The organism is Pedobacter petrophilus, from assembly GCF_009674725.1.
Lineage (GTDB): Bacteria > Bacteroidota > Bacteroidia > Sphingobacteriales > Sphingobacteriaceae > Pedobacter > Pedobacter petrophilus.
Genome location: NZ_WKKH01000020.1, coordinates 22893 through 45440 on the forward strand (window position 1 = coordinate 22893; position 22548 = coordinate 45440).

Consider the following 22548-nt stretch of genomic DNA (forward strand, 5'->3'; position numbering starts at 1 on the left):
AACACAAAATTTTAAACTTAAGTGTTCCTAATTTATGAGTATCTCATCAATCAATCCTGTTAACGGGGAAATTATTAAAGAATATCAGGAAGACCATCCTGAAACCGTAAATCAAAAAATTAATCAGGCACATGAAGCCTGGCAATCTTACCGGGAAACCGATTTCGGATACCGGGCGCAATTTCTTCTCAAAATAGTTGATTTATTAAACGAACGCAAAAACGAGCTGGCTAAACTCATGTCACTGGAGATGGGTAAACCATTAAAAGCCGGAGTAGCCGAAGTGGTAAAGTGTGCATCAGTTTGCGAATATTATGCAAAAAATGGGGCAACCTTTTTAGCCGACCAAAAGGTAGAAACTGATGCTGGTAAAAGCTTTATTAGTTTTCAGCCAATTGGCGTAGTACTTGCTATTATGCCATGGAATTTCCCTTTCTGGCAAGTGTTCCGGTTTCTTGCGCCGGCAATCATGGCTGGTAATGTGGGGGTGTTGAAACACGCTTCTGGCGTAATGGGTTGCGCCCTTGCTATTGAAAAGATAGTAGAAGATGCGGGTTTTCATTCCAATGTATTCAAGACATTAGTAAGCGGAAGCAAAGCGATTGCAGAGGTAATAGCGCATCCGTTTGTAAAAGCAGTTACCCTTACAGGCAGTACTGAAGCAGGTAAAAAAGTTGCAGAACAGGCTGGTCGCCTAATCAAAAAGACGGTTTTAGAACTTGGTGGCAGCGGTCCTTATATTATTCTTGCCGATGCCGATCTGGCAGCAGCTGCTAAAACTTGCGCTGAAGCAAGGTTAATTAATAATGGTCAAAGCTGCATTGCTGCCAAACGTTTTATCGTTGTTAAAGAAGTTGAAGAAGAATTTACCCGTTATTTTAAGGCGGCAATGGCAGCAAAGAAAACCGGTAATCCACTGGATAACGACACCGAACTTGGTCCTATGGCCCGGGTAGAACTTCGGGATGAATTGCATGAGCAGGTTTTGAAAACCATTGCTCAAGGCGCAACCTGTATTCTTGGTGGTAAAATCCCGGCATTTGGTGGCCATCATGCCTTTTATCAGCCCACAATTCTAACCAATGTTAAAAAAGGAATGCTGGCTTATGATGAAGAGATATTTGGTCCGGTAGCGGCAGTGATCTCGGCTAAAGATGCTGATGATGCGATCAACATTGCTAATGATACGCCATTTGGTTTAGGCGCAGCTGTTTTCACGCAAGACCTCATTTTGGCTGAAGATATTGCCAGAAACAAATTGCAGGCCGGATCTTGCTTTGTTAATGAAGGGGTTAAATCAGACCCTGCATTACCATTTGGCGGCATCAATCAATCTGGATATGGCCGTGAACTGGGCATGTTCGGAATCCATGAATTTGTAAATATTAAAACAGTTTATATCAAATAATCATTGCCTATGAAAGCGATAAGAATCCACGAATTTGGTGGGCCAGACGTATTATCAATTGATGAAATTCCTGTTCCACAGCCAGGGAAAGATGAAGTGTTAATCAGAGTGCATGCTACGAGTGTAAACCCTGTTGACTGGAAAATAAGAGCAGGATTGCGTAAAGAAAAGTTTCCGTCAAAATTACCTTTAACTTTAGGTTGGGATGTTTCTGGTGTAATTGAGGAACTTGGCGAAAAGGCAGGCAATTTCAGAAAAGGAGATGAAGTTTACGGACGTCCGGATCCTACAAAAAATGGTGCCTATGCAGAATATATAGTGGTAAAAGCTAATTTATTGGCAATTAAACCAATCAGCATTGGCCATACCGAGGCAGCTGCTGTTCCGCTTGCAGGCCTAACAGCATGGCAAGGGCTTTTTGATAAAGGCTTGTTAAAAGAAGGACAAAAAGTTTTAATTCATGCGGCTGCGGGTGGTGTTGGCACTTATGCTGTACAATTTGCAAAAAGCAAAGGCGCGTATGTTATTGGAACGGCTTCCGATCAGAATATAGATTTTCTCAAACGTTTAGGTGCTGATGAAGTGATCGATTATAACATGGAAAATTTTGAAACCGTAGTCAGTGATGTCGATTTGGTTCTCGACACCATCGGCGGAGATACCCAGTTAAAATCTATTGAGGTATTAAAAACCGGCGGGAGGCTGATCAGTACCCTGGCAGCAGATTATGTGAAAGAAGCGAAAGAAAAAGGTGTGGTGTTGATTAACTACATGGTGCAATCGGTTCCTGATCAGCTGGATGAAATTGCACAGCTGATCGATTCAGGAAAAGTTAAACCGATTATTGATCAGGTATTGCCATTTACCGATGCAAGGAAAGCCCACATAACCAATGAGGAAGGACATACCAGGGGAAAAATTGTACTTCAGGTAATTTAGTTTTCTTCACCCTGAACCTTTTGAAGCATTTGTTGAATGAAGTTCAGTAATTTTTTAGGCTAACTGGCGAAATCATCGCTTTTTAGCGTCACCGATTGAGGCTGAATGATCACGAACCGGATGATCGAATATTCAGCCTTAATCTTATCTCTCAACCGGTCTATTGCCGTCGTTAAATCTTCGGTATCCAACTCTGGCTGGAAGGTTAAAATTAAAACCAGCAGCACTTCTTTTGGAGATTGATACGTAGAAAGGATGCTTTTTACTTCAATTACATCGTTATCACTTTCGACTAAAACCTTAAGCTTCTGTTGCGTTTCAGGGCTTAATCCTTCACCCATTAACAAACTTCTGCTTTCCCTGGCTAAAATAAAGGAAACAAGAATAAGCAGAACCCCTACTAAAACAGAGGCTAAACCGTCCAGAAAAGGCATCTTTAAACTGTGACTTAATACCATTAGTACAAATACGATGAGCAAGCCCATTACAGCTGCCCCATCTTCAAAAAGCACCAGAAACCCGGACGGATCCTTACTCTTAATGATCGCTTTCCACCACGTTAGTCCGTTTCTGGTTTTGTTAAACTCTTTAATGGCAACCATCAGCGATGCGCCTTCAAATACAAATGATAAGGCTAGAACGGCATAGTTCCAGCCCGGATCTACCAGTTCTTCCGGATGGCGAATATGCGTGATGCCTTGTGAAACGGATAATACACCGCCAAGTCCAAAAATCATGATGGAAACAATGAACGACCAGAAGTAGAGTTCTTTCCCGTAACCAAACGGGCGGTATTGATCAGCTGGTTTGGCACTTCGTTTTAAGCCATAAAGGAGCAATAATTGGTTGCTGGTATCCACCGTAGAGTGTATTCCTTCGGCAATCATGGAGGAACTATTGGTAAATGCTCCGGCTATAAATTTGGTAACCGCAATAAGCAGATTGGCTGCGAGTGCACTATAAATGGATTTGTTGGCTTTAGCCATAGGGAATTTCGTATTAATATACCTTAAACCAATTACCGCATTTTTAGTTTGCCTGATCTTACCGATTTCAAAAAAATGCATACCAGTAGAAAACAAAGTGCTTGCTACTGGTATGATATAAGTGATTATTTAAGCCAGGATCTGGTCGATATTTTTAATCTCCTCTTCGCTGAAAATGGTATTGTCTAAAGCCAGTAAAGCATCTGTAATTTGTGCTGGTTTACTGGCACCGATCAGCACGGTAGTAATGCGATGATCTTTTAAAATCCAGGAAAGCGCCATGTGGGATAACTTTTGTCGGCGTGATTTTGCTAATTCATTCAGCCTGGTAATCACTTCAATTTTTTCCGGGGTGATGCTGCTTTCTTTTAAAAAGACGCCACTGGTTGCTATGCGTGAATCTGCCGGAATCCCATGCAAGTATTTATCGGTTAACAAACCTTGTGCAAGGGGGGAGAAGGGGATGCAACCCACACCATTGGTTTCCAATACATCAAGCAAGCCACCTTCTACCCAACGCTCAAACATAGAGTATTTAGGTTGATGGATTAAACAAGGCGTACCGTTTTCCTTTAAAATTTGAATTGCTTTTTCGGCTTCCTCGGCTTTATAGTTGGAAATGCCAACATATAATGCTTTGCCTTGCTGTACCATCAAACTCAAGGTATCCATAGTCTCTTTAAGCGGCGTTTCCGGATCCGGACGGTGGTGATAAAAGATATCAACGTAATCCAGTTTCATCCGTTTTAAGCTTTGATCGAGGCTGGAAACCAGGTATTTTTTTGATCCCCAGTCGCCGTATGGTCCATCCCACATCGTATATCCGGCTTTGCTGGAAATAATCATTTCATCGCGGTAACCCTGAAAGTCTTCTCTCAGTATTCTTCCGAAAACCTCTTCTGCAGATCCCGGAGGCGGACCATAATTGTTGGCTAAATCGAAATGGGTAATGCCGTTATTAAAAGCCGTATGGATGAGTTCCTTACTGTTTTCATAGTCATTCACATGGCCGAAATTATGCCAGAGGCCAAGTGAAATTGCTGGTAATTTTAAGCCACTGTTGCCACAGCGGTTATACTTCATTTTTTGATATCGATCAGCGGAAATATTATTGTTCATTTTGGTTAGGTTTGATCTGCAAATTAGGGAGATTTTGGCATATTTCGCTTTGAATTTAATTCAAAACGAAATATTAGCGATTCAAAACGCTTAGCACTTAAAATAACTGATCTAAAGCCGGATCGTTATAATCCTCAATGAATGCAATGATGTTATTATAGGCAGAAAACTCATCAGCGGTATGCATGGTTGTTAAAGCCACGCACCTCATTCCTGCATGTTGTGCTGCTTCCACACCTTTTGGTGCGTCTTCAAATACGATGCAATCTTCAGGAGAAATGCCCAGAATGCTTGCGCCTTTCGTAAAAGTTTCTGGATCAGGTTTGCTCTTTTCTACATCCTCGGCGCTTACAACCGTTTCAAAATAAGAACGTATAGCTAAGTTATCCAACACGAAATTGATATTAAAAGGAATGGCTGCAGAGCCAATTGCCATTAAGATATTTGCGTTTTTTGCTTTATCCAAAAACTTATCTAATCCGTGAATCAGGGTTAAATGAGCTTTATAGGCGGCCTGGTAACGGTGTTCCTTTTCTATTGAAATTTGGTCTATTTTTTCCTGAGAAAAATGGCCAACGCCAAAAACACGTTCTAAAAGGTCTTGGTTTTTGCCGTACATTTCTTTTTTTACACCTTCGAAGCTAATGTTTGCACCCAAATCTTTTGTTAAAATATCATGCCATGCGTGATTGTGAAATTCCATATCATTGATCATGGTGCCATTTAGATCAAAGAGAAATGCTTTCGGTTTTTTGTCCATCATGGTCGCAAAAATATCAGATTTTTTTGAGCAATAGGTCAGTTTCTTCTCATACTTTAATTCCCTGATGAAGCCTGGTAACAATAAGAAATAGCAAACTATTAATTTTCTCCTGCCGGTTTATTCCGAAAATAGAAATAGCATAAAGGGAATAAACAAATGAGGCCCAGGAGCAAGCCGCCTACCGTATCGGTAAACCAATGGGCACCCAGGTAGATTCTGGAAGGTGCAATCATCACCACTAAAAAAGCAGAGAAAGCAGTGATGAGGTTTCTGGCGGTATTTGGAATGTGTTTTAATGTGCGCATCAAAATAATCAGGAAGCCAAAGAATAAAACATAAGAAAGCACATGGCCGCTCGGATAACTTTGAAACCTGTTCACTTGGACCAATCGCACATAAAATGCCGTTGGTCTGGGCCTATCGATAACGTTTTTTATGCCTAATATAATTAAGCCTGAAAAAACGATTAAAGAGATAAAAAGGGCTTCTCTTTTAAACTTTTGCCAGTAAAATATACCTGCAACCAATAAAACGGAAAGCAGGGAAAAAGGGAGTTCGCCAAAGAAGCTCACGGCCAGCATCAATTTATCCAACCATTCTGTTTGATATTTCTGAACGGCTAAAGAGACTTTAACATCAAAGGGTAAGATTGGATGTTTTGCGATAAACACGCTTAAAGTGGTAAAAGCGAGGATCAGAAGAACAAGTATAGATAGAAGAATATTAGGCTTTAACCTCATTTGGGTATACTATTGAATTCTTCAAAACTATTAAATTATCAGATAGGTCTGTAATCTTTGTTTAAATTTCTATGCTTAGTAATCTATTTAGCTGTGATTAATCATCCAATGAACCTGATTCAGCATCTGTTGTTAAAGACCCTGAACTAAATTCAGGGTGACGACTAGGTTAAGAAGCAGGGGTAAACTATTTTACAACAATTTGTTTAGGTTCAGTAACCACAATTTGTTTTTTGCCTTTAAAATCTGTTACAATTCCGGTTACACAGATATTGTTACCTAGAAACATGCTTTCAGGATTAGATGGAAATTTGGCTTCATCCGCTTTATTGATTACAATGGTGATTAACTCTTTGGGATAAGCGCCGCCAAGGTTGATTAAGGTTAGTTTATCTAACGATTTTGCAGAGAAAACCGAATCGCAAATGGTAACCGTTTTGCCTACATATTGTCCTGCATCTTTGGCTAAAACCAGCGTCTGGCTTTTTGCAAAGTAGAAAGAAAAGATCATGGCAGCTAAGAGTGCGTATTTTTTCATATTGGATGTTGTCAATTAAACGAATAAGGATGATTTATCGTTTTAGTACCAGCAAAGATATCAATCAGCTAAATATAAATCAACATTATTTTTCGTAACTACGCAGATGGATTTCCTTTCCTCTGAAATTTGTTTAGCTGCCACCAGGGTAACTGGTCCGGCTAAACAATTCGTGCCTTCAATTGTATGTTATAAAACGCTATTGATCACCTCATAACCAAGAACCAAATGAACAAATTATTTTTAGGCATTTTCTTATTTTCAGCAACCGTTGCAAATGCACAATTAAAGCCAGTTAGCTATGCCGATGGTTCCCAGAAACTAAATGGATTAGTTACTTCAAACGCCGGGAAAAAATTACCGGGAGTATTAATTCTTCCCGCATGGAAAGGCATAGATGAGGAAGCGAAAATGGCTGCACTCGAACTTCAGAAGCAAGGATATATTGCTTTTGTAGCCGATATTTATGGAGAAGGAAATATCCCTAAAGATAATGCGGCAGCGGCCCAAATTGCCGGAAAGTATAAGAAAGATTATCAGGCTTACCAGAAAAGAATTTCACTGGCTTTAGCAGAATTGAAGAAAGCAGGTGCATCGGCAGATAAATTGGCCGTTATGGGTTACTGCTTCGGTGGGGCAGGTGCCCTGGAAACTGCCCGGGCCGGTTTCCCTGTCTTAGGGGTAGTATCTATTCACGGGAGTTTAGGTAAGGCCACAGACAGACCAAATGTTGTGCTTGGTACAAAGATGCTGATTGAAAATCCGGCCGATGATCAAAGCGTAACCCCAGAAGACATGGGCAATTTAATTAAGGAGATGAATGAAGGAAAAGCAGATTGGCAAATTATTACCTATGCAAACAGTAAACATACCTTCACCGATCCTAAATCTGCCGATTATAATGAAGTAATGGCGAAGAGGGCCTGGAAGCATACTTTATTGTTTTTAAGTGAAATTTTAAAATAAGCGAAAAGAAAATAAATACTCCTTTTCTGTTTATGTCTTTGAAATGTCATCCAAAAGCTTTAGCTTGGATTTACTAAACTATATGAACCTATGGATGACAGAATCAATTTAATCATGGGAGTATTTTTAATACTCAGCTCATTGGGCGTATTTATTCAGATTTTTAGAGCAAAAAAAACCGACAGGCGATTCTAAAAAGATAAAAAAGCTGATTATAACCATAATCAGCTTTTTTATGCACTCAGATTTTAGATCACTTATATTAAGGTATTGAATTTAGATTCAATGTGTGCCTTTGCTTTCTTCTGAAATTCATCCGGCGTTTCTCCGGTTTGCTTTTTAAAGAAGCGGCTAAAGTAAGGCCGGTCAGAGAAGCCTAAATCGTAAGCAATTTCTTTAATGGTTACATCACTATGAATCATCCTTCTTTTGGCTTCCAGAATGATCCTGTCGTGGATAATTTGCGTACCTGTTTTATCCAGCTTTTCCTTTAAAATTTGATTTAGTCGTTTAGAGCTGATGCCTAACTTTCCGGCATAAAAATCGATATTGGTTACCGTTAAGAAGTTGCTTTCCAGAAGCATTAAAAACTCATATACCCGTTTCTGATGAACATCATGGCTGGTAAACTCATGTTCCTTCACACTGATCAGCTTTAATAAAAACACTTTCAGTAAAGCTTTGAGCATAATAAAGTGGTTGCCTTCCCGGTGATATTCATTCTCCATGATCTGATAAATGGCACCCAGTTCTTTTGACGATGCCTCATCCAGTCTCAGGCATGAAAATTCGCCCTGCACATTGAAAATCCTAAACAGATCGAGCAAAAAGTCTTTGTCTTCTTCTTCCAGCATGGATCTTTTAAATGAAATTAATTCACCATTTTTCCCTGCTTTATTTAACTGATGTACCCGGTAAGGCGGAATCAGGTAAATCCAGTCGCCTTTAATATTGAAAGTCGGATCGGAAATGTTATGCAGCGGATCTTCGTTCTTTAACCACACCACTTCAAAGAAATCTTTCCGCCCCGGATCGTTCAGGTAACTCGGCGGACAATTGTTAAGATTCCGGATATAAAGAAGGGATTGTTCGAGATTGGTTGATGTTGCTGCATTCATGTGATACAAAGATAGTCTCCTTGATTTTAATGCTTAGGATAATCGTCGCATTTTGGTGGACTATTCGGAAATGCATTGATTTTAATGTCAGAAGTATGACTTTATCGAGACGGTTTTAGCTGATTGTCCCATATTATGTGCCGATTGTATAACCGCTTAGCAATGCCGCCCGGCTACCTTTGACGCATTCGGATACAAGGATATGAAAATGCAGGATACAATAGAAGAATCATTAGATAATCAACAATTGGTTTGGGGTTTACAGCTGAATTTGGAGCTGGTATTAAATGAAAATGTAAAGCTGGCCAAGAAAATGGATATGGAAAACCTGATTCCATTGATCAGTCACATTCAGCAATCAAAGCGCATTTTCATGATTTCGGCAGGCAGATCTGGCTTCGCAATGCGTTCTGCAGCTATGCGATTTATGCATTTAGGCTTGCAGGTATATGTAGTAGGCGATACGACTACGCCAGCTATTGGTAAAGATGATTTATTAATTGCAGCTTCCGGATCAGGAACCACCAGCGGCATTGTAAGAGCGGCAGAAAAGGCAAGTGCCGTAGGGGCGAAGCTGGTTGCTTTAACGGCTGATGCAGATTCTGCGCTGGCAAAACTGGCAGATCATGTGGTTTATATTCCGGCTGCGGGAAAAGAAGAGCATGGAAGTGGAAAATCAGCACAATATGCCGGGAGTTTATTTGAGCAGTTTCTATTGCTTTTGATGGATGCCGTTTTTCAATCGCTTTGGAAGCTTGATGGTACACCTGCCGATGAATTATATAAACGACACGCAAACCTGGAATAATCACATTTAACAATTAAATATAAATAAATACAATCATGGCAAAATTACAAGTAGCAATAGATTTATTAACCACAGAAGAGGCATTAGCATTGGCCGCAAAAGTGGCTCCATATGTAGATATCATTGAGTTAGGAACACCATTAATTAAAAATGTAGGTTCGTCGGTAATCACTGCGATGAAAAATGCTCACCCTGATAAACTGGTTTTCGCAGATTTGAAAACTGCTGATGCCGGTGAACTGGAAGCAGATATCGCCTTCAAAGCAGGTGCAGATTTAGTAACGGTAATGGGTGCTGCAGGGAATGCCACAATCATTGGTGCGGTTAAAGCAGCAAAAGCACATGGTAAAGGTATTGTGGTAGATACGATTGGTTATCCTGATCGTGTTAAGAGGGCACAGGAAGTTACTGAACTGGGTGTTAAATTCGTAGAATTACATGCAGGGTTGGATGAGCAGTGGACAGATGGATATTCGATCCAGGTGTTAATTGATGAAGCTGCAAGAGTTGGCGTACCCGTATCTATTGCCGGTGGTGTAAATATTGATAACGTAGCTGCTGTAGTAAAATCAGGCGTGGAAGTGGTAGTGGCTGGTGCAGCTATTTATGGTGCAGAAGATCCTGCAGCTGCTGCAAAAGCACTATGCGAAGCAATTGACGCTGCGGTTTAAATTGATTTGGGCCTGTCGAAATACTGGTAATGTCCTTCGACGGGCTCAGGATGACACATGGATATAATAGGCTTAGGATGACAAGTTATAATTGATCAATCAAGTATTAAACAACTGCTGGTCGTCCTAATTTCTTTAACATGCGGTAATGAGATACCAGTGCAGAAGTGAAAGTAGTATTTTCATGATAAGGAATCCCATATTCTAACGCCGTCTGTTTCACAATTACGGCAATTCTTCCATAATGAACATGGCAGATTTTTGGGAACAGATGATGTTCAATCTGTCTGTTTAAACCGCCCAGGAAAAAAGCAGCCATCGGACTTTGCGTAGCGAAATTAGCTGTGGTCCGCATTTGGTGTTCTGCCCATGCTTCTTCCATATTTCCACTTGCATTCGGGCTTGGAAAAGTTGTTCCTTCTACCACGTGCGCCAGCTGAAAAACCAAACCCATCGTTACGCCCTGCGCTAAGTGCAACAAAACAAAACCAATTAATACCTGCCACCATTGTAGATCCATCACCACCATTGGCAAAGCGATGAACAGGCCATAATATAAAAATTTATAAAAGAACAGGTTAAAATATTCAATTTTAGGATGAATATTTGCTCTCGAACCAATATTTTGCTGAAAGAATTTTTTAAAATCTTTTCGCAATACCCATGATAAAGAGGCCAGGCCATACAAAGGAAAAGCATACCAATGCTGAAAACGCTGATGGGATTCCAGCTTATCTTCCGGACAAATGCGGATTAATCCCGGCGCAATTTCGATGTCTTCATCATGCCCCGGAATATTGGTATAGGTATGGTGCACAATATTATGGGTAATATTCCAAACATAAGGGCTCGCGCCAACCAGGTGAAACAACAGGCTTAAGGCTTTATTGGTCTGTTTATTAGCAGAAAATGAACCATGAATGGCATCATGACAGATATTGAAACCAATAAAAGCGCAAACTACGCCAAGCATCAGGGTGAGGATTGTCAGTGTAATTCCGTTGAAACCAGAAAGAATGATGGTGAGATAAAGGGTTGCAAAGAGGCTTAAGAAAATAAAGGTTTTAAACCACATCAGGCCGTTTGCATGAACACTTAAATTTCGGGAATCAAAATCGGCATTTACCCGTTGCCTTACTTCTGCATAAAAATGGACACCTGTCGGCGCCGGGAACTTGGTCTTAACTTTCATATCTCTTTCTCTATCCACCCTATGTACAGGGGCGATACTCCGAGTTCATCAAGCTATGTAGCTGCCAGTTTGTTGGCAGGTAAAGGTATGAACGTAATATGACATGTTTTGGTTTGTGACTAACTATTTAAATATTAAGTAACAAAAGCTTATAAAATGAGAAAGCCCCATATTTCTATGAGGCTGAATTATTTTAGCTTTAAAGACATCCATCGTTTAAAGCATAAACCAAACAAACTAAATAATAGACAAATTAAAAGTTGAATTGTTTTAATGTTTTTGAAAAAAAATGATAATCTTTTAAAAAGATTTAGCTAACGGGTAAATCCATCCAGCAATTCCATGGTTTTCACTGCTTCTTCACCACTGCAGGGGTTTTTACCTTCATTTAAAAAATACGCCACTACTTTTTCTATCATCGGTTGTTCTACATGCATAAGTGGAAGAAAGTCTAACCTTTCTTCCGTTCCATCTACAAACACTTTAATTTGGTGGCCAAACATAGGGAAACTGATCTTGCCTTTACTGCCGTAGATTTCGCAATGATCTATCTGGTCTTCTTCTGCTACGGTGAAACACCAGGTACCGTTAAATACCACTCCGTTTTTAAATAAAATGTGTCCGGTTACTAAATCATCTACCTGGTTTTGCCCGGTTTGGTTCAATGCCATACCATCAAACTTTTCAATTTCACCAAAATAATAGCCCATTAAATCGAGCTGGTGTGGTGCCAGATCATGGAAAAGGCCTCCGCCGGCAATCTCCGGATTGGTTCTCCAGTTTTCTTCTGACCTGGCAATAAGGTCGCTTTGCTGAGGCTGCAACATTTGTAAGTTTACAAAACGAATATCACCGATTGCCTTTTCTTCGAGCAGTGTTTTTATTTTCAGAAAAAGCGGTTGTTCTCTTCTGTAATGCGCTACAGATAGTTTAACGCCGTATTGATGAGCGGCCGCAACCATTCTTTTTGCGGCTTCACTATTTAAAGCCATTGGTTTTTCTACATAAACCGGCTTGCCGGCAGCCAATGCTTTAATTGTAAATTCTTCATGCTGTAGGGGGGGTGTTGCAATATAAATGGCATTCACTTCCGGATCGTTAATTAATTGATCGGCATCACTATACCATCTCGGAACCTGATGTCGCTTTGCATAATCTTCCGCCTTTGCGGCATTTCTCCGCATTACGGCAACCAGTGATGAATTTGGTGCCTTATTAAAAGCGGGTCCGCTTTTTACTTCAGTTACATCACCACAGCCAATTATTCCCCATTTAATTTCACTCATAAGCATTCTTTATTTCGCTGTTAAGTTAAGTATAGCGATTTAAGATAAAAGCCGGAAATGGTGTTTTTTGTTTGAACCAGATGATGAAGATCTGTTTTTTTAGTTTAAAGCGTTTCTAAAAGCGCCTGGCGCCAAATTTGTTTTCTTTTTAAATAACGTGCTGAAAGATTGTGCATGTTCGAAACCCAGGGCATAGGCAATCTCATTTATGGATAGCGTAGTAGTAGAGAGTTTTTCTTTCGCCTTCTCTATTAACCTTTCATGAATGTGTTGCTGCGTATTCTGTCCGGTATGAATTCTGAGTAAATCGCTCAGGTAATTGGGGGAGATATTTAACTTATTGGCCAGGTATTGCACGGTAAGTAAACCGAGGTCGGCAGTATGGTTTCCATTAAAATAATCATCAATTACCTGTTCAAATTTTACCAGCAACTGGTTATTGTTGTTTTTCCGGGTAATAAACTGCCGCTCGTAAAAACGGTTGGAGTAATTAAGCAGCAATTCTATCTGCGCTAAAATGATTTCTTGTGTATGCCTGTCGATATGCAAACATTCTTTATGGATTTTATGGAGGATGGTAATTAAATTTTCTTCCTCTTCTGCAGAAAGGTGCAAAGCTTCATTAACTGCGTAAGAGAAAAATCCATATTGATTAATGGTGTTTGCCAGTGAATGTTTAAGCAGGAAGTCCGGATGGAAGATGAGCAGTTCGCCAGAACCACACTCCATGTTTTGGATATCCAGACGCTGAACCTGATTGGGTGCGGTAAAGCTCAGCACGCCTGTATCATAATCGTAATGTTGTTGGCCGTACTTAATTTTGCCTGTGGCTTCGCGTTTTAAGGCTATGCAATAAAACTGGTTGATGAATCCTTTCCACACCTCATCTTCAATAAAGATACTTTCGGCCAGATTGATTATACTCACCAATGGGTGGCGCGGCTCGGGAAGAGATAGTAAGCGGTGAAAAGTGGAAATAGAAGGAATGGTGTTCATGGTGCAATTTAAAGATAAAGAATAAATATAGGGCACAACTGCATTTATATGATGCAGTTGTGCCGGTTAATTAATCAATAAGGCCCATACTAAATTCATCGTAGGCACTGCCGGTATCTGTTCCCAATGGGATAATGCTTTCTAGTTTCTGTACATCAGCCTCGGTTAAGGCAATACTTAGAGCAGCGATGTTTTGCTCCAGGTATTTTCTGCGTTTGGTGCCAGGGATGGGAACAATCCCTTTGTTCATCATCCAGACTAAACCAAGTTGCGAAGCGGTGATGTTTTTCTCGGCTGCCATCGCTTCTATAGCTTCAACCAGTTCTATATTTTTATGAAAATGCGCTTCCTGGAAGCGGGGGATTGAACGGCGGAAATCGTTGGCTGGTAAATCATCGATGGTACGAATCTGGCCTGTTAAAAAACCTCTTCCAAGCGGAGAATAAGCAACGAAACTAATCTCCAGTGCGGCAAGGGTGTCTAAAATTCCTCTTTCTTCTACTGTGCGCTCAAATAACGAGTATTCGCTTTGTACGGCAGTAACCGGGTGGATGGCATGTGCTCTTTTAATTGTTTCTGAAGATACTTCAGATAGACCAATATAGCCGATTTTCCCTTCCTTTACCAGGTCGCTCATGGCTTCAGCAGTTTCTTCGATAGGCGTGTTTTTATCCAGGCGATGCAAATAATATAAATCGATATAATCGGTTTTTAAATTTTGAAGTGATCGCTCCAGCGCTTTCTTTACATACTTTTTCTGCCCGTTTATTGCCCAGGTTACCTTATTATTGTCATCAATCTCCCAACCGAATTTGGTGGCAATGATGTAATCATTTCTATTGCCCGCAATGGCTTTGGCAATTAGCTGTTCGTTTTTCAGCGGTCCGTATAAATCGGCTGTATCCAGTAGGTTTACACCCAGTTCCCGCGACCGGTGAATGGTGGCGATGGCTTCTTTCTCATCTGCTTCTCCATACATGTGGGCATCTTCAAAGCCCGTCATCCCCATACAGCCTAATCCCATTGCCGGAACTATGAGTCCCTGGTTTCCTAAATTTATTTTTTTGATTTCCATGGTGTTTAATTTATGAATCAAAGGTGCGGAAGATGAAGGCTTCGGTTGTATGCAAAGCCCCGAAACTTGTTTGCAAATCAATGAAAGTACCATCGAAAGGTTAAAGTTTATTATTGCTTGAGCACGAGGTTACAGTGTTTGCAGTTTGCAGTTGAGGGTTTGCAGTTTGCAGTTGAGGGTTTGCAGTTGGCAGTTGAGGATTTGCAGTTTGCAGTTGAAGGTTTGCAGTTGGTAGTGCAGTTTTTCGCTCCTGATTAATAGCGTTATTCACCGCATGTACTTTAAAGCTCTGGTATCCATCCAGTTTTCGAAGACCATTCTGAGCCGCCTGTCTGGCTTCATTAAGCTGAAGCTAAGAATTTAGAAAAGAGTAACATAGTGGTCTATAATTCTTACTTTATTTTCCGAATAACCGGATAGTATAAGTAATACGAAAATTATTTTAAAAAAATTACAAGTTTTTTGTGCTTAAAATCTGCGTTCAACTACACGTAAAACATTTTTTTTAAAAACCTGCCACCTATAACCCGATATTTATCAGTAACATAGCGTGCAAATGGCTTAATATTTGATGTACGCTTCCCGTAGCGGAGCTACGATAACTCATTTTAACTTTAAATTAAAATATCCGTTAAGCCATTAGCTCTCAAATCAATATACCTCTAATTGGTTCGGCCTTTACGCACAATAATATACTTTAGGTAAGCTACCATACTTAATCGGATGCATTTTATTGGATTGAAATTGCCTATAAGCTTACAAACTAGTTAGCAGTTAATTTATGAATAAGAATACCTAATATGGAAAACAAACTCATCACCGAAATCAACATAGAAGATAAGGCAATCCTTCACTTCGCCAGCTTCAGCCTGCAACAGGCTTTTAACAGCCATCATTATTTCGAATTGCGGTTTAACCACGACCAGATGGGTGCGCCGGGCTTAATTAACCTGGATGAAAGTCGTGATTTTGTAGGAAAAACCTTAACCGCATCTTTTGGCTATTCTCAGGAGCAGCTTCAAAATTTTATGGGTTTGGTAACCAGAGTGGAACTGGCACAAAGCCATGGCTATCATGGCGTATTAATAGTGAGCGGCTATAGTCCGACGATTTTAATAGATCGTGGCGAAGACCTGGGTTCTTATCTGGATAAAGATTTAAATGAAATTGCCAAACTGGCCACCATTGATACCCCTGCCAACGATTTAAAAATTGTAGCGAATGCCAGCCGTCAGGCCAACATAGATTACCTGATCCAGTACAAGGAAAGCGATTGGGAATTTTTAAACCGACTTTCTGGCGAATACCACGAATGGCTGTACTATGATGGTAAGCAGCTAAATTTTGGTAAGCCCGATACCCAAAAGGACATTGCCTTATTTTATGGCAGGGATGTGCATAACCTGCAATATGCCATGGAATTGACTCCATTAAAAAACAAACGTTTTGCCTATAACCCCAAACAGGATGAAATGCTGCAAAGCGAAAGTAGCGGCAAGGCAGATGGAAACCCTGATCTGGCGCATGCGATCAAAGCATCAAACTTAATGTACAGCAAAACATTTAATCAGCCCTCCATGATTAGGGTAGATAATAGCGGCGACATTAAAAGCCATGTAGATAATGAAGAAAAAGCCCACATCAGCGAGTTGCTAAAGGTGAATGCCAGCGGAGATCATGCCGGGTTAGGCATTGGCACGATTGCCGAAATTACGATGAGCATCCGGCAGGAAATCGCCTTTGTGACAGAAAGCCTGGGTCGGTTTTTAATTACCAGCATCACCCATAACCTGGATGGAACGCGGAAATACTACAACACTTTCGAAGGGGTAGTAGCCAATACCGAACGGTTACTGGTAACGAATTATGATAAACCTAATCCGGATATGCAGTTGGCTGATGTGATCGACAATGATGACCCTCAAGGCCAGGGCCGGATTAAAGTGAAATTTAAATGGGAATGCCACACCAATGATGTAACCGAATGGCTGCGGGTGGTAAGCCCGAATGCGGGAAGCGGTGATACCGGTAAAAACCGTGGCTTCCATGTGATCCCTGAAAAGGGCGACCAGGTGGTGATTGCCTTTGAAGAAGGAAACGTAGCCCGCCCCGTGGTGATGGGCAGTGTGTACCATGGTAAGAGTGGCGACAGTTCTGGCTTTAAGAACAGTAATACGAAGGGTCTGACTTCCAGAAAAGGCAGTGCCTTAACTTTTGATGACCTAAACCACGCCCTGAATATGGGTACCAGTGCGGCTAACTTTATCAATATTAAAAACGGGCAGGCTTTGCTTACCGCGCAGGCGGGAAATAAAATTGTGATCCATACCGGTTTAAGTACGTTTACCATGGATAAGGAGGGGAATATTGCTGTAACAGGGAAAAACATCAGTATCAACGGAACAGAAAGCATCGATATCCAATCGCCCAAGATTACCATGGGTAATTTGGCTCCTGCGGAAGGTGCTACACCAGAGCAAACAGCAGCTGCTACCAAAACTTTAGATATTAAAGGCGAAGCGATTACGGTGGAAGGGAAAGACCTGGTAGATGCCAAAGCCAAGGCCATGAATCTTGCTGCTACCGAAAATGATTTTATCATAGACGGGCAAAAGAACTTAACCATAGGGGTTACCGCAACAGCTTCTTTAAGTGGTGGCAAGGTAGAAATTAACAAAAGCTAAGTTATGTTATACAAAGATAACTATCCGATCAATTTTGGATTAACAGAAGGTGCATCCCGGCTTTATCAGATTGAACAGCAGATCAGCTATACGGTTGAAGGTTACCAATACCATAATGAGATTAAAACAGAAGTAAGGATTAAAGTAGAGCAGAAAACAGCCTTAAACGATGTGTTTTCCATCCAGTTGTTAAAGCAGTGGCAACTCAAAAATGATGGGGCTGATGCTGTAGATCTGAGCATGGCCGAGTTGCGGAAGAAACTCCTGATTGAAACAGATTTGCAGGGCAAGATTAAACAGGTAACTAACCTGCCCGAAATTAAAGACCATTGGCTTGAAATCAGACCCGCAATTGCCAAAAAATATGCAGGTGATGAGTCGGCTAAAGAACTGATTAATGATGCGATAGTGCTGCTTTATACCGATGGCGGATTAAACAGTGCTATACAATCATCCTATCTGTACCACGCCATATTGCCCGGACTACTGGAACAAAATTTCAGCAAAGAGGGTGGTTATACTTTTAACAGCCACCGCGAAATACCTAATGCCCTTGGTCAAACCGCATTACCCTTTAAAATAAAGGTTTCGTTGGCGGATTATGATGAAGTACAAAATAGCTGTTTGATCAAAATAGATGGGGAGATAGACCGGGATAATTTTGATCAGGATAGCGTAACCGAAATGTTCAGCGAGTTGCTGGATGAGTATAACCTCAATGCCCATGTAGATGGTTTTCATTTAGAAAGCCATGAATACGGCAGCGATGGCATGCCGTTGCAGTCTTCGCAATTAACGCAATATGCCATTGAAGGTGTGTTGATGTACCGCAATAGTTGTATCCTAACACTTTTAACCCATTAGCCATGGCCAAGAAATATGTTCCAAATGGTGCCTACCTGGTTTGCGATAAAGGGCTTGGCTATGGAAAACTCAAAGTAACCAACCATAAAAATGTTCGCCTGTATGGCAAACAAATGGCTACCGAGGGCGATAAAGTGCCCATGGTAAACATCCCCTGCCTGGGGATCTGTTCCATCACCAAAACCAAGTGCCAGCCCATTCCTTTGTTATGGCAAGGCGTACAACAGGGCATAACCATTGGCCCTTACCGCAAACTGCTTGAAGATTCGAAACTGCCCTGCAGCCTGGGCGGTAAAATTGGTATCCATTTTAGTATGCCAGCTGCCCTGGCAACTATTGAGGCTAATGTTACGGCGATGAGGCAGCGTGAAATGAAAAGCCTTGGCGCAAAAGTTGATGACTGGTTTCAGAAGGGATTTGACGAACAGGAAAAAGCCAATAACAAAATAGGTGGCCTTTACGGTAAATACGCCAACTTTAAACTGGGTGTAAATGAAGGGATCTATGGCGGCGTAAAAGGGATTGGCGAAGGGCTGGTGTTTTTAAAAGAGATGGGCGATAAGGCCACGGGAGCCGCTTTACATGCGGTAACCCACCCAACGGAAACTGCGGGCAAGGTAAAAGATGCTGCTGTAGCGACCAAAAATGCTGTAAGTGGTGCTGCAAATTGGGTAAGCACACCCGGAAATGTAAAAAAAGTAGTCAGTGATGTTCGGCAGGCGCATGTAAATGCTTATAATTGGGCAACCACGCCCGGTAACCTGGAAAGTGCAGGTAAGGCTGCTTTAAATAAAACAGGTGAAGGGCTGAAACAAGCCAAAGATTGGGCGTCAAAGCAAAGCCCACGCGATTGGGGCAGGTATACAGGGCGTACCGGGTTTGAAGTGGGTTTAATGTTTACAGGCGTTGGCGAAGCCAAAGCTGTAGTTAGTGGTGCGGAAGGAGCTAACGTACTTGCGAAAACCGCAGAAGGTGCAAATGTACTGGCGAAAACAAGCGAAGCGGCAAGGGTTGCAAAAATAGCAAAAGAAGCAAATGCCACGGCAAAAGCTTTAGAGGTTGCCGAAGCGGCTGAGAAGGCTAAAAAGGCGAGGACGCTTGGGGAGGTGGTATCTGAAGGTGCTGATGATTTGGCAGAAACTACCTTTCGAGATAAAAATGGAGTTTTAAGAAAAAAAAATGGACAGTTTGCAAAAGACCCAAAAACTGTAGCATTTAAGCGAAGTATTTCTGAAAGAAAAAAAGCATTAATAAGGGATGCGAAAGATCCTAATAGTGGGCTATCAGATAAGGCAAGGAAGGAAATACTGCAATCAAAAGGAGATAATGTCCCGAAAGGTCATGAAGTAGATCATACTGAGCCTCTTTATACAGGAAGAAGTATAGCCGAAAAGCAAGCATTGGACAAGGAATATAACATGAAGACTATGAGAAAAAGTGAACATAAAAAATTACATACACGTTGCAATAAAGTTAAATTTCACAAATATCCACCTGAAAATTACAGATAAGTATGGAATTAAGTAATTTAAAACAAATATATTATAAACTACTCGAAGAATATGACGGTGTAGTCGCAATAGAATTTGTTCGAGATCTCAGTCAATTAAACGATTATGAGTCAATTGATTTTCATTATAAAATATTAAAGAATAGTGAAAATATATATTTATTTCATAGAATACGAGCGGGTTTTGAAAAACATGGCGAAGAGGGCAAAACATTTCTATTAGATAAGATAAACATTGAAACAGACCCAGATCTAAAAGCAGAAGCTCTTTTTATATTGGGCACAATGGATTGTGTAGAGGTGAAGCCCATTGCCATTAGTTTCTTACAAAGTAAAAATTATAAAGAACAATACTATGGCATAATCGTGATTGGATGGCTTGGTAAGAGCGAAGACATTGTTATACTTGAAAATGAATTAACTAATAACAAAAATTTGGAATTAAGGGCTTATGCTGCAACAGCACTAAGGCAGATCGCTTTCAGTAATTCCAGGCTAAATAAGAAAATAGCAGGTGCCTATTCTCGGGCATATCAAAGTGAAGCTGACGAAATAGTCCGAAAAACAATCATTGTCTGTTTTCAAGATTTGATTAAAGTGAAGTTTGGATTAAGGGAGTTACAAACAGGTGAAATAACTGGTGACTTAAATTTAGCAGAACCAAAATTTAAAAAAGCGTTGACAAATTATTTAGCTTAAATGAAAATATTTTTATTTGATCCAGAGTACGATTATGAATTGGAAGATTACGAGGCCAATTTGGAAGAAGCAATAGAAGCTTTTTATGATTTGCCGGATGTAGAAGGAGCATTCTTTGGAATATTTGATCATAATAATCGGTTCGTTCAATTTGCTTGGAATGCTCAAGACGAATGGTTAATTGATATACCATCCGATTCATTTGAAACTACAGGAAAAGCCTTTCAACTATATGGATCTTATGATAAATGTATCAAAATAATTAATACACTTTTCGATGATACTACTGTAAGTCAGTTACAAGTACAAATAGAAAATAAAACCCTGTTTAAAGATACTGATGAGCCTTTATTAAATCCAGATGGATTCCTCACGCAAGATAAACCCAAAGAAAATAAAAACAGATGGAATTTATTAGACGATTCTGAAGATTAATCAAAAGCAGCGCCAGCTGCTTTTTTCATTTATCTTATTTTATAAAAGTGATAAAGCCTACAAAGCCTATCGTAAAAGAAGAGGTATAGATGCCCGGAGCAAAGAAGAATGGTTCAGGGGTAATAACGGTAAGGGTAGCTATGAGAGTGTATTAAAAGGCCAAATGGGTGAATACCAGGCTGATCAGTTTATGGCCAGCAAAGGGTATACGAAATTAAATCATAATGGCGAACTGATAGATCCACTCACCAAAGCAAAAGGTAAGGGAATTGATGGCATTTGGCATGATCCCGGGCCACCACCAAAGTATATTATTAGCGAAACCAAGTATGGCTCTAGTAAATTGGGTAAAGAACAGCTGACGGGAGATTGGATAAATAAAAATCTAGACTCAGCAATCAGTGATGAAAAACATTTAGATGCGATCCAAAAAGCATTAGATAAAGGTACATTAGAAAAGCAATTATTAAGAGTAGATGATAAGGGTAAAGTTATCACAGAAATAATAACAAAAAAATAAGATGCAAAAGCGTGAGCCATTAATGACTACAGTACATTTTGAAAACAGAATTTCAAGTCGAACAAATCATATTAAAGAATATGAAGCTGAACTCAAAGATTTTGATGATTTAAGTCGGCCATATTATACTTTATATATGGATAATTTAAAACTTCTAACTTCGAAATATTCGGCAGGCTATAATATACAAGAATTAAAAGACAATGTAGCACAAGCTATAAATTGGTTAATCAAAAATATAGAACACCCGGAACATGATAAATTCTATTTAGATAATTTGGAAGATTATTTAAATCTTTTACAACTATTATCATTGGGGTTTTTGTTTAACATTAATAAAACAGTATTAAAAAACCTGTTAAATCTTTTTGAAGCCGATGATAAGAAAGATGGAGATGCGTTATTAGATAAAATAGTAATTTTTATAGAACCAGATAGGCCACAAGATAACAAACTACAACATCCAAAAGCCTACCAGTCACTTTTTGATGCTATTAATGCCGCAAAAAAAGAACAGCCCAAGCTGATGCAGAATTTTTTAAAAGGTTGGTATAAGAGTATGCGTAAATGCGGTTGGCACGATATTCACACTAGTCAAGGCAAAAGTAATTTTAATGGCTATTGGTGCTGGGAGTCTGCCATGGTTACCATACTATGTGATATAGATGATAGCAGCTATCGAGACATGCCTTTTTACCCAAAGGACATAGTTGATTATGCGAGGCAAAATAAACAATATTTGAAATGGCAGATTTTGATCAAGTAAAGCGATTAGCTTATTTAAAGGAAAGGATAAATAATCTCAACGCAACCCTATCTCCTTTAATGGAAATGGCAGAAACTTTGAGTGTTCAATTCGATTTTAGTCTCGATAGCCTGGATTACCTGGAGCTAATTTTGGTGAAGATCAACCCTGATTTTAATGATCCGGAACACAGCGGACTCTATGAAGACAGCTGGATTTACCTGGGCGAAACTTATCGAAGAATCCTGAATGGCAAGTGGAGCATCGCTGATGATGAAGAATATTATAAGGAAAGCCACAACTGTTTGCCGATGATTACCGATTTTGATCCCTATAATTCGGAACTTTTCCCGATGATAATTATTGATGTTTTTATGGAGCAGAGAATGCCACAATTCATGCGGCAACAGGTAGCGCAATACTTATAAAAAAAGGTTTTCTAATTTATCAAACTAATCGTGATGGTTAAATTTAAGTCATATATCC

At 40.1% G+C, this 22548-nt stretch carries 24 protein-coding genes; 14 read left to right on the forward strand and 10 right to left on the reverse strand.

Going from position 1 to position 22548, the window contains the following annotated elements; all coding sequences use genetic code 11:
• The first annotated feature begins 34 nt into the window (after positions 1 to 34).
• Positions 35 to 1408 (forward strand): NAD-dependent succinate-semialdehyde dehydrogenase, encoded by a 1374-nt coding sequence (locus GJU39_RS13550; RefSeq protein WP_154281346.1) that lies wholly within the window; start codon positions 35 to 37, stop codon positions 1406 to 1408.
• 9 nt (positions 1409 to 1417) lie between these two features.
• Positions 1418 to 2347, forward strand: a complete 930-nt coding sequence (locus GJU39_RS13555; protein ID WP_154281347.1) for an NADP-dependent oxidoreductase — start codon at positions 1418 to 1420, stop codon at positions 2345 to 2347.
• A gap of 59 nt (positions 2348 to 2406) precedes the next feature.
• On the opposite strand, the gene GJU39_RS13560 is transcribed toward GJU39_RS13555, so the two are convergent.
• The 5 genes from GJU39_RS13560 to GJU39_RS13580 form a co-directional block, all read right to left on the reverse strand.
• A complete protein-coding gene (locus GJU39_RS13560; protein ID WP_245227887.1) occupies positions 2407 to 3414 on the reverse strand; it encodes a cation diffusion facilitator family transporter in 1008 nt (335 codons plus the stop codon).
• Positions 3415 to 3462: 48 nt separating this feature from the next.
• Positions 3463 to 4452: an L-glyceraldehyde 3-phosphate reductase gene (gene mgrA, locus GJU39_RS13565; RefSeq protein WP_154281349.1), complete on the reverse strand. Its 990-nt coding sequence runs from the start codon at positions 4450 to 4452 to the stop codon at positions 3463 to 3465.
• A 97-nt stretch (positions 4453 to 4549) separates the two neighbouring features.
• Positions 4550 to 5212, reverse strand: coding sequence for an HAD family hydrolase (locus tag GJU39_RS13570; RefSeq protein WP_154281410.1), 663 nt, complete (start codon positions 5210 to 5212; stop codon positions 4550 to 4552).
• Between the two features lie 101 nt (positions 5213 to 5313).
• Positions 5314 to 5955, reverse strand: coding sequence for a phosphatase PAP2 family protein (locus GJU39_RS13575; protein WP_154281350.1), 642 nt, complete (start codon positions 5953 to 5955; stop codon positions 5314 to 5316).
• Positions 5956 to 6142: 187 nt separating this feature from the next.
• Positions 6143 to 6493, reverse strand: a complete 351-nt coding sequence (locus tag GJU39_RS13580) for a hypothetical protein (protein WP_154281352.1) — start codon at positions 6491 to 6493, stop codon at positions 6143 to 6145.
• 228 nt (positions 6494 to 6721) lie between these two features.
• On the opposite strand from GJU39_RS13580, the gene GJU39_RS13585 reads away from it, so the two are divergent.
• The gene (locus GJU39_RS13585; RefSeq protein WP_154281354.1) at positions 6722 to 7459 is read left to right on the forward strand and encodes a dienelactone hydrolase family protein; all 738 of its coding nucleotides are present in this window, start codon (positions 6722 to 6724) and stop codon (positions 7457 to 7459) included.
• A 257-nt stretch (positions 7460 to 7716) separates the two neighbouring features.
• On the opposite strand, the gene GJU39_RS13590 is transcribed toward GJU39_RS13585, so the two are convergent.
• Positions 7717 to 8577 (reverse strand): helix-turn-helix domain-containing protein, encoded by an 861-nt coding sequence (locus GJU39_RS13590; RefSeq protein WP_154281355.1) that lies wholly within the window; start codon positions 8575 to 8577, stop codon positions 7717 to 7719.
• Between the two features lie 208 nt (positions 8578 to 8785).
• Here GJU39_RS13590 and hxlB point away from each other — a divergent pair, with 208 nt between their 5' ends.
• Both hxlB and hxlA read left to right on the forward strand, forming a co-directional pair.
• The gene (hxlB, locus tag GJU39_RS13595; protein ID WP_245227890.1) at positions 8786 to 9385 is read left to right on the forward strand and encodes a 6-phospho-3-hexuloisomerase; all 600 of its coding nucleotides are present in this window, start codon (positions 8786 to 8788) and stop codon (positions 9383 to 9385) included.
• A gap of 35 nt (positions 9386 to 9420) precedes the next feature.
• On the forward strand, positions 9421 to 10056 hold the full coding sequence (gene hxlA, locus GJU39_RS13600) for a 3-hexulose-6-phosphate synthase (RefSeq protein WP_154281359.1): 636 nt from the start codon (positions 9421 to 9423) through the stop codon (positions 10054 to 10056).
• 106 nt (positions 10057 to 10162) lie between these two features.
• On the opposite strand, the gene GJU39_RS13605 is transcribed toward hxlA, so the two are convergent.
• The 4 genes from GJU39_RS13605 to GJU39_RS13620 form a co-directional block, all read right to left on the reverse strand.
• Complete coding sequence (locus tag GJU39_RS13605) at positions 10163 to 11248, reverse strand: fatty acid desaturase family protein (RefSeq protein WP_154281361.1); 1086 nt, start codon at positions 11246 to 11248, stop codon at positions 10163 to 10165.
• A 314-nt stretch (positions 11249 to 11562) separates the two neighbouring features.
• Positions 11563 to 12534, reverse strand: coding sequence for a Gfo/Idh/MocA family protein (locus GJU39_RS13610; protein WP_154281363.1), 972 nt, complete (start codon positions 12532 to 12534; stop codon positions 11563 to 11565).
• A gap of 99 nt (positions 12535 to 12633) precedes the next feature.
• A complete protein-coding gene (locus GJU39_RS13615; RefSeq protein WP_154281365.1) occupies positions 12634 to 13530 on the reverse strand; it encodes a helix-turn-helix domain-containing protein in 897 nt (298 codons plus the stop codon).
• Positions 13531 to 13600: 70 nt separating this feature from the next.
• Positions 13601 to 14605, reverse strand: a complete 1005-nt coding sequence (locus GJU39_RS13620; protein ID WP_154281366.1) for an aldo/keto reductase — start codon at positions 14603 to 14605, stop codon at positions 13601 to 13603.
• Between the two features lie 117 nt (positions 14606 to 14722).
• Between GJU39_RS13620 and GJU39_RS13625 the strand changes: the two genes are divergently transcribed.
• From GJU39_RS13625 to GJU39_RS13665, 9 genes are all read left to right on the forward strand, one after another.
• The gene (locus tag GJU39_RS13625; protein WP_154281367.1) at positions 14723 to 14863 is read left to right on the forward strand and encodes a hypothetical protein; all 141 of its coding nucleotides are present in this window, start codon (positions 14723 to 14725) and stop codon (positions 14861 to 14863) included.
• Between the two features lie 542 nt (positions 14864 to 15405).
• Complete coding sequence (locus GJU39_RS13630) at positions 15406 to 17289, forward strand: type VI secretion system Vgr family protein (RefSeq protein ID WP_154281368.1); 1884 nt, start codon at positions 15406 to 15408, stop codon at positions 17287 to 17289.
• Positions 17290 to 17292: 3 nt separating this feature from the next.
• The gene (locus GJU39_RS13635; protein ID WP_154281369.1) at positions 17293 to 18153 is read left to right on the forward strand and encodes a hypothetical protein; all 861 of its coding nucleotides are present in this window, start codon (positions 17293 to 17295) and stop codon (positions 18151 to 18153) included.
• Positions 18154 to 18155: 2 nt separating this feature from the next.
• Entirely contained in the window at positions 18156 to 19664 is a 1509-nt protein-coding gene (locus tag GJU39_RS13640) for a DUF4280 domain-containing protein (RefSeq protein WP_154281370.1), read from the forward strand.
• Between the two features lie 2 nt (positions 19665 to 19666).
• Positions 19667 to 20362 carry a HEAT repeat domain-containing protein gene (locus GJU39_RS13645; RefSeq protein ID WP_154281371.1) on the forward strand — a complete coding sequence of 232 codons (696 nt, stop codon included), beginning with the start codon at positions 19667 to 19669 and terminating at the stop codon, positions 20360 to 20362.
• Positions 20363 to 20797: a hypothetical protein gene (locus GJU39_RS13650; RefSeq protein WP_154281372.1), complete on the forward strand. Its 435-nt coding sequence runs from the start codon at positions 20363 to 20365 to the stop codon at positions 20795 to 20797.
• 163 nt (positions 20798 to 20960) lie between these two features.
• Positions 20961 to 21317: a hypothetical protein gene (locus tag GJU39_RS13655; RefSeq protein ID WP_154281373.1), complete on the forward strand. Its 357-nt coding sequence runs from the start codon at positions 20961 to 20963 to the stop codon at positions 21315 to 21317.
• A gap of 22 nt (positions 21318 to 21339) precedes the next feature.
• Positions 21340 to 22083 (forward strand): PoNe immunity protein domain-containing protein, encoded by a 744-nt coding sequence (locus tag GJU39_RS13660; RefSeq protein ID WP_167515690.1) that lies wholly within the window; start codon positions 21340 to 21342, stop codon positions 22081 to 22083.
• Positions 22062 to 22490 carry a hypothetical protein gene (locus tag GJU39_RS13665; protein ID WP_154281375.1) on the forward strand — a complete coding sequence of 143 codons (429 nt, stop codon included), beginning with the start codon at positions 22062 to 22064 and terminating at the stop codon, positions 22488 to 22490. Before GJU39_RS13660 ends, GJU39_RS13665 begins: the two co-directional genes overlap by 22 nt.
• Positions 22491 to 22548 lie beyond the last annotated feature (58 nt).

What these genes read in the sequence shown, in the direction of transcription:
- GJU39_RS13550 (WP_154281346.1), top strand. Translation starts at nt 35, where the DNA reads ATGAGTATCTCATCAATCAATCCTGTTAACGGGGAAATTATTAAAGAA.
- GJU39_RS13610 (WP_154281363.1), bottom strand. Translation starts at nt 12,534, where the DNA reads ATGAGTGAAATTAAATGGGGAATAATTGGCTGTGGTGATGTAACTGAA.
- GJU39_RS13660 (WP_167515690.1), top strand. Translation starts at nt 21,340, where the DNA reads ATGACTACAGTACATTTTGAAAACAGAATTTCAAGTCGAACAAATCAT.
- GJU39_RS13590 (WP_154281355.1), bottom strand. Translation starts at nt 8,577, where the DNA reads ATGAATGCAGCAACATCAACCAATCTCGAACAATCCCTTCTTTATATC.
- GJU39_RS13650 (WP_154281372.1), top strand. Translation starts at nt 20,363, where the DNA reads ATGAAAATATTTTTATTTGATCCAGAGTACGATTATGAATTGGAAGAT.
- GJU39_RS13645 (WP_154281371.1), top strand. Translation starts at nt 19,667, where the DNA reads ATGGAATTAAGTAATTTAAAACAAATATATTATAAACTACTCGAAGAA.
- GJU39_RS13655 (WP_154281373.1), top strand. Translation starts at nt 20,961, where the DNA reads ATGGGTGAATACCAGGCTGATCAGTTTATGGCCAGCAAAGGGTATACG.
- hxlA (WP_154281359.1), top strand. Translation starts at nt 9,421, where the DNA reads ATGGCAAAATTACAAGTAGCAATAGATTTATTAACCACAGAAGAGGCA.
- GJU39_RS13620 (WP_154281366.1), bottom strand. Translation starts at nt 14,605, where the DNA reads ATGGAAATCAAAAAAATAAATTTAGGAAACCAGGGACTCATAGTTCCG.
- GJU39_RS13585 (WP_154281354.1), top strand. Translation starts at nt 6,722, where the DNA reads ATGAACAAATTATTTTTAGGCATTTTCTTATTTTCAGCAACCGTTGCA.
- GJU39_RS13615 (WP_154281365.1), bottom strand. Translation starts at nt 13,530, where the DNA reads ATGAACACCATTCCTTCTATTTCCACTTTTCACCGCTTACTATCTCTT.
- GJU39_RS13570 (WP_154281410.1), bottom strand. Translation starts at nt 5,212, where the DNA reads ATGGACAAAAAACCGAAAGCATTTCTCTTTGATCTAAATGGCACCATG.
- GJU39_RS13575 (WP_154281350.1), bottom strand. Translation starts at nt 5,955, where the DNA reads ATGAGGTTAAAGCCTAATATTCTTCTATCTATACTTGTTCTTCTGATC.
- GJU39_RS13630 (WP_154281368.1), top strand. Translation starts at nt 15,406, where the DNA reads ATGGAAAACAAACTCATCACCGAAATCAACATAGAAGATAAGGCAATC.
- hxlB (WP_245227890.1), top strand. Translation starts at nt 8,786, where the DNA reads ATGCAGGATACAATAGAAGAATCATTAGATAATCAACAATTGGTTTGG.
- GJU39_RS13665 (WP_154281375.1), top strand. Translation starts at nt 22,062, where the DNA reads ATGGCAGATTTTGATCAAGTAAAGCGATTAGCTTATTTAAAGGAAAGG.
- GJU39_RS13555 (WP_154281347.1), top strand. Translation starts at nt 1,418, where the DNA reads ATGAAAGCGATAAGAATCCACGAATTTGGTGGGCCAGACGTATTATCA.
- GJU39_RS13560 (WP_245227887.1), bottom strand. Translation starts at nt 3,414, where the DNA reads ATGCATTTTTTTGAAATCGGTAAGATCAGGCAAACTAAAAATGCGGTA.
- mgrA (WP_154281349.1), bottom strand. Translation starts at nt 4,452, where the DNA reads ATGAACAATAATATTTCCGCTGATCGATATCAAAAAATGAAGTATAAC.
- GJU39_RS13580 (WP_154281352.1), bottom strand. Translation starts at nt 6,493, where the DNA reads ATGAAAAAATACGCACTCTTAGCTGCCATGATCTTTTCTTTCTACTTT.
- GJU39_RS13640 (WP_154281370.1), top strand. Translation starts at nt 18,156, where the DNA reads ATGGCCAAGAAATATGTTCCAAATGGTGCCTACCTGGTTTGCGATAAA.
- GJU39_RS13635 (WP_154281369.1), top strand. Translation starts at nt 17,293, where the DNA reads ATGTTATACAAAGATAACTATCCGATCAATTTTGGATTAACAGAAGGT.
- GJU39_RS13605 (WP_154281361.1), bottom strand. Translation starts at nt 11,248, where the DNA reads ATGAAAGTTAAGACCAAGTTCCCGGCGCCGACAGGTGTCCATTTTTAT.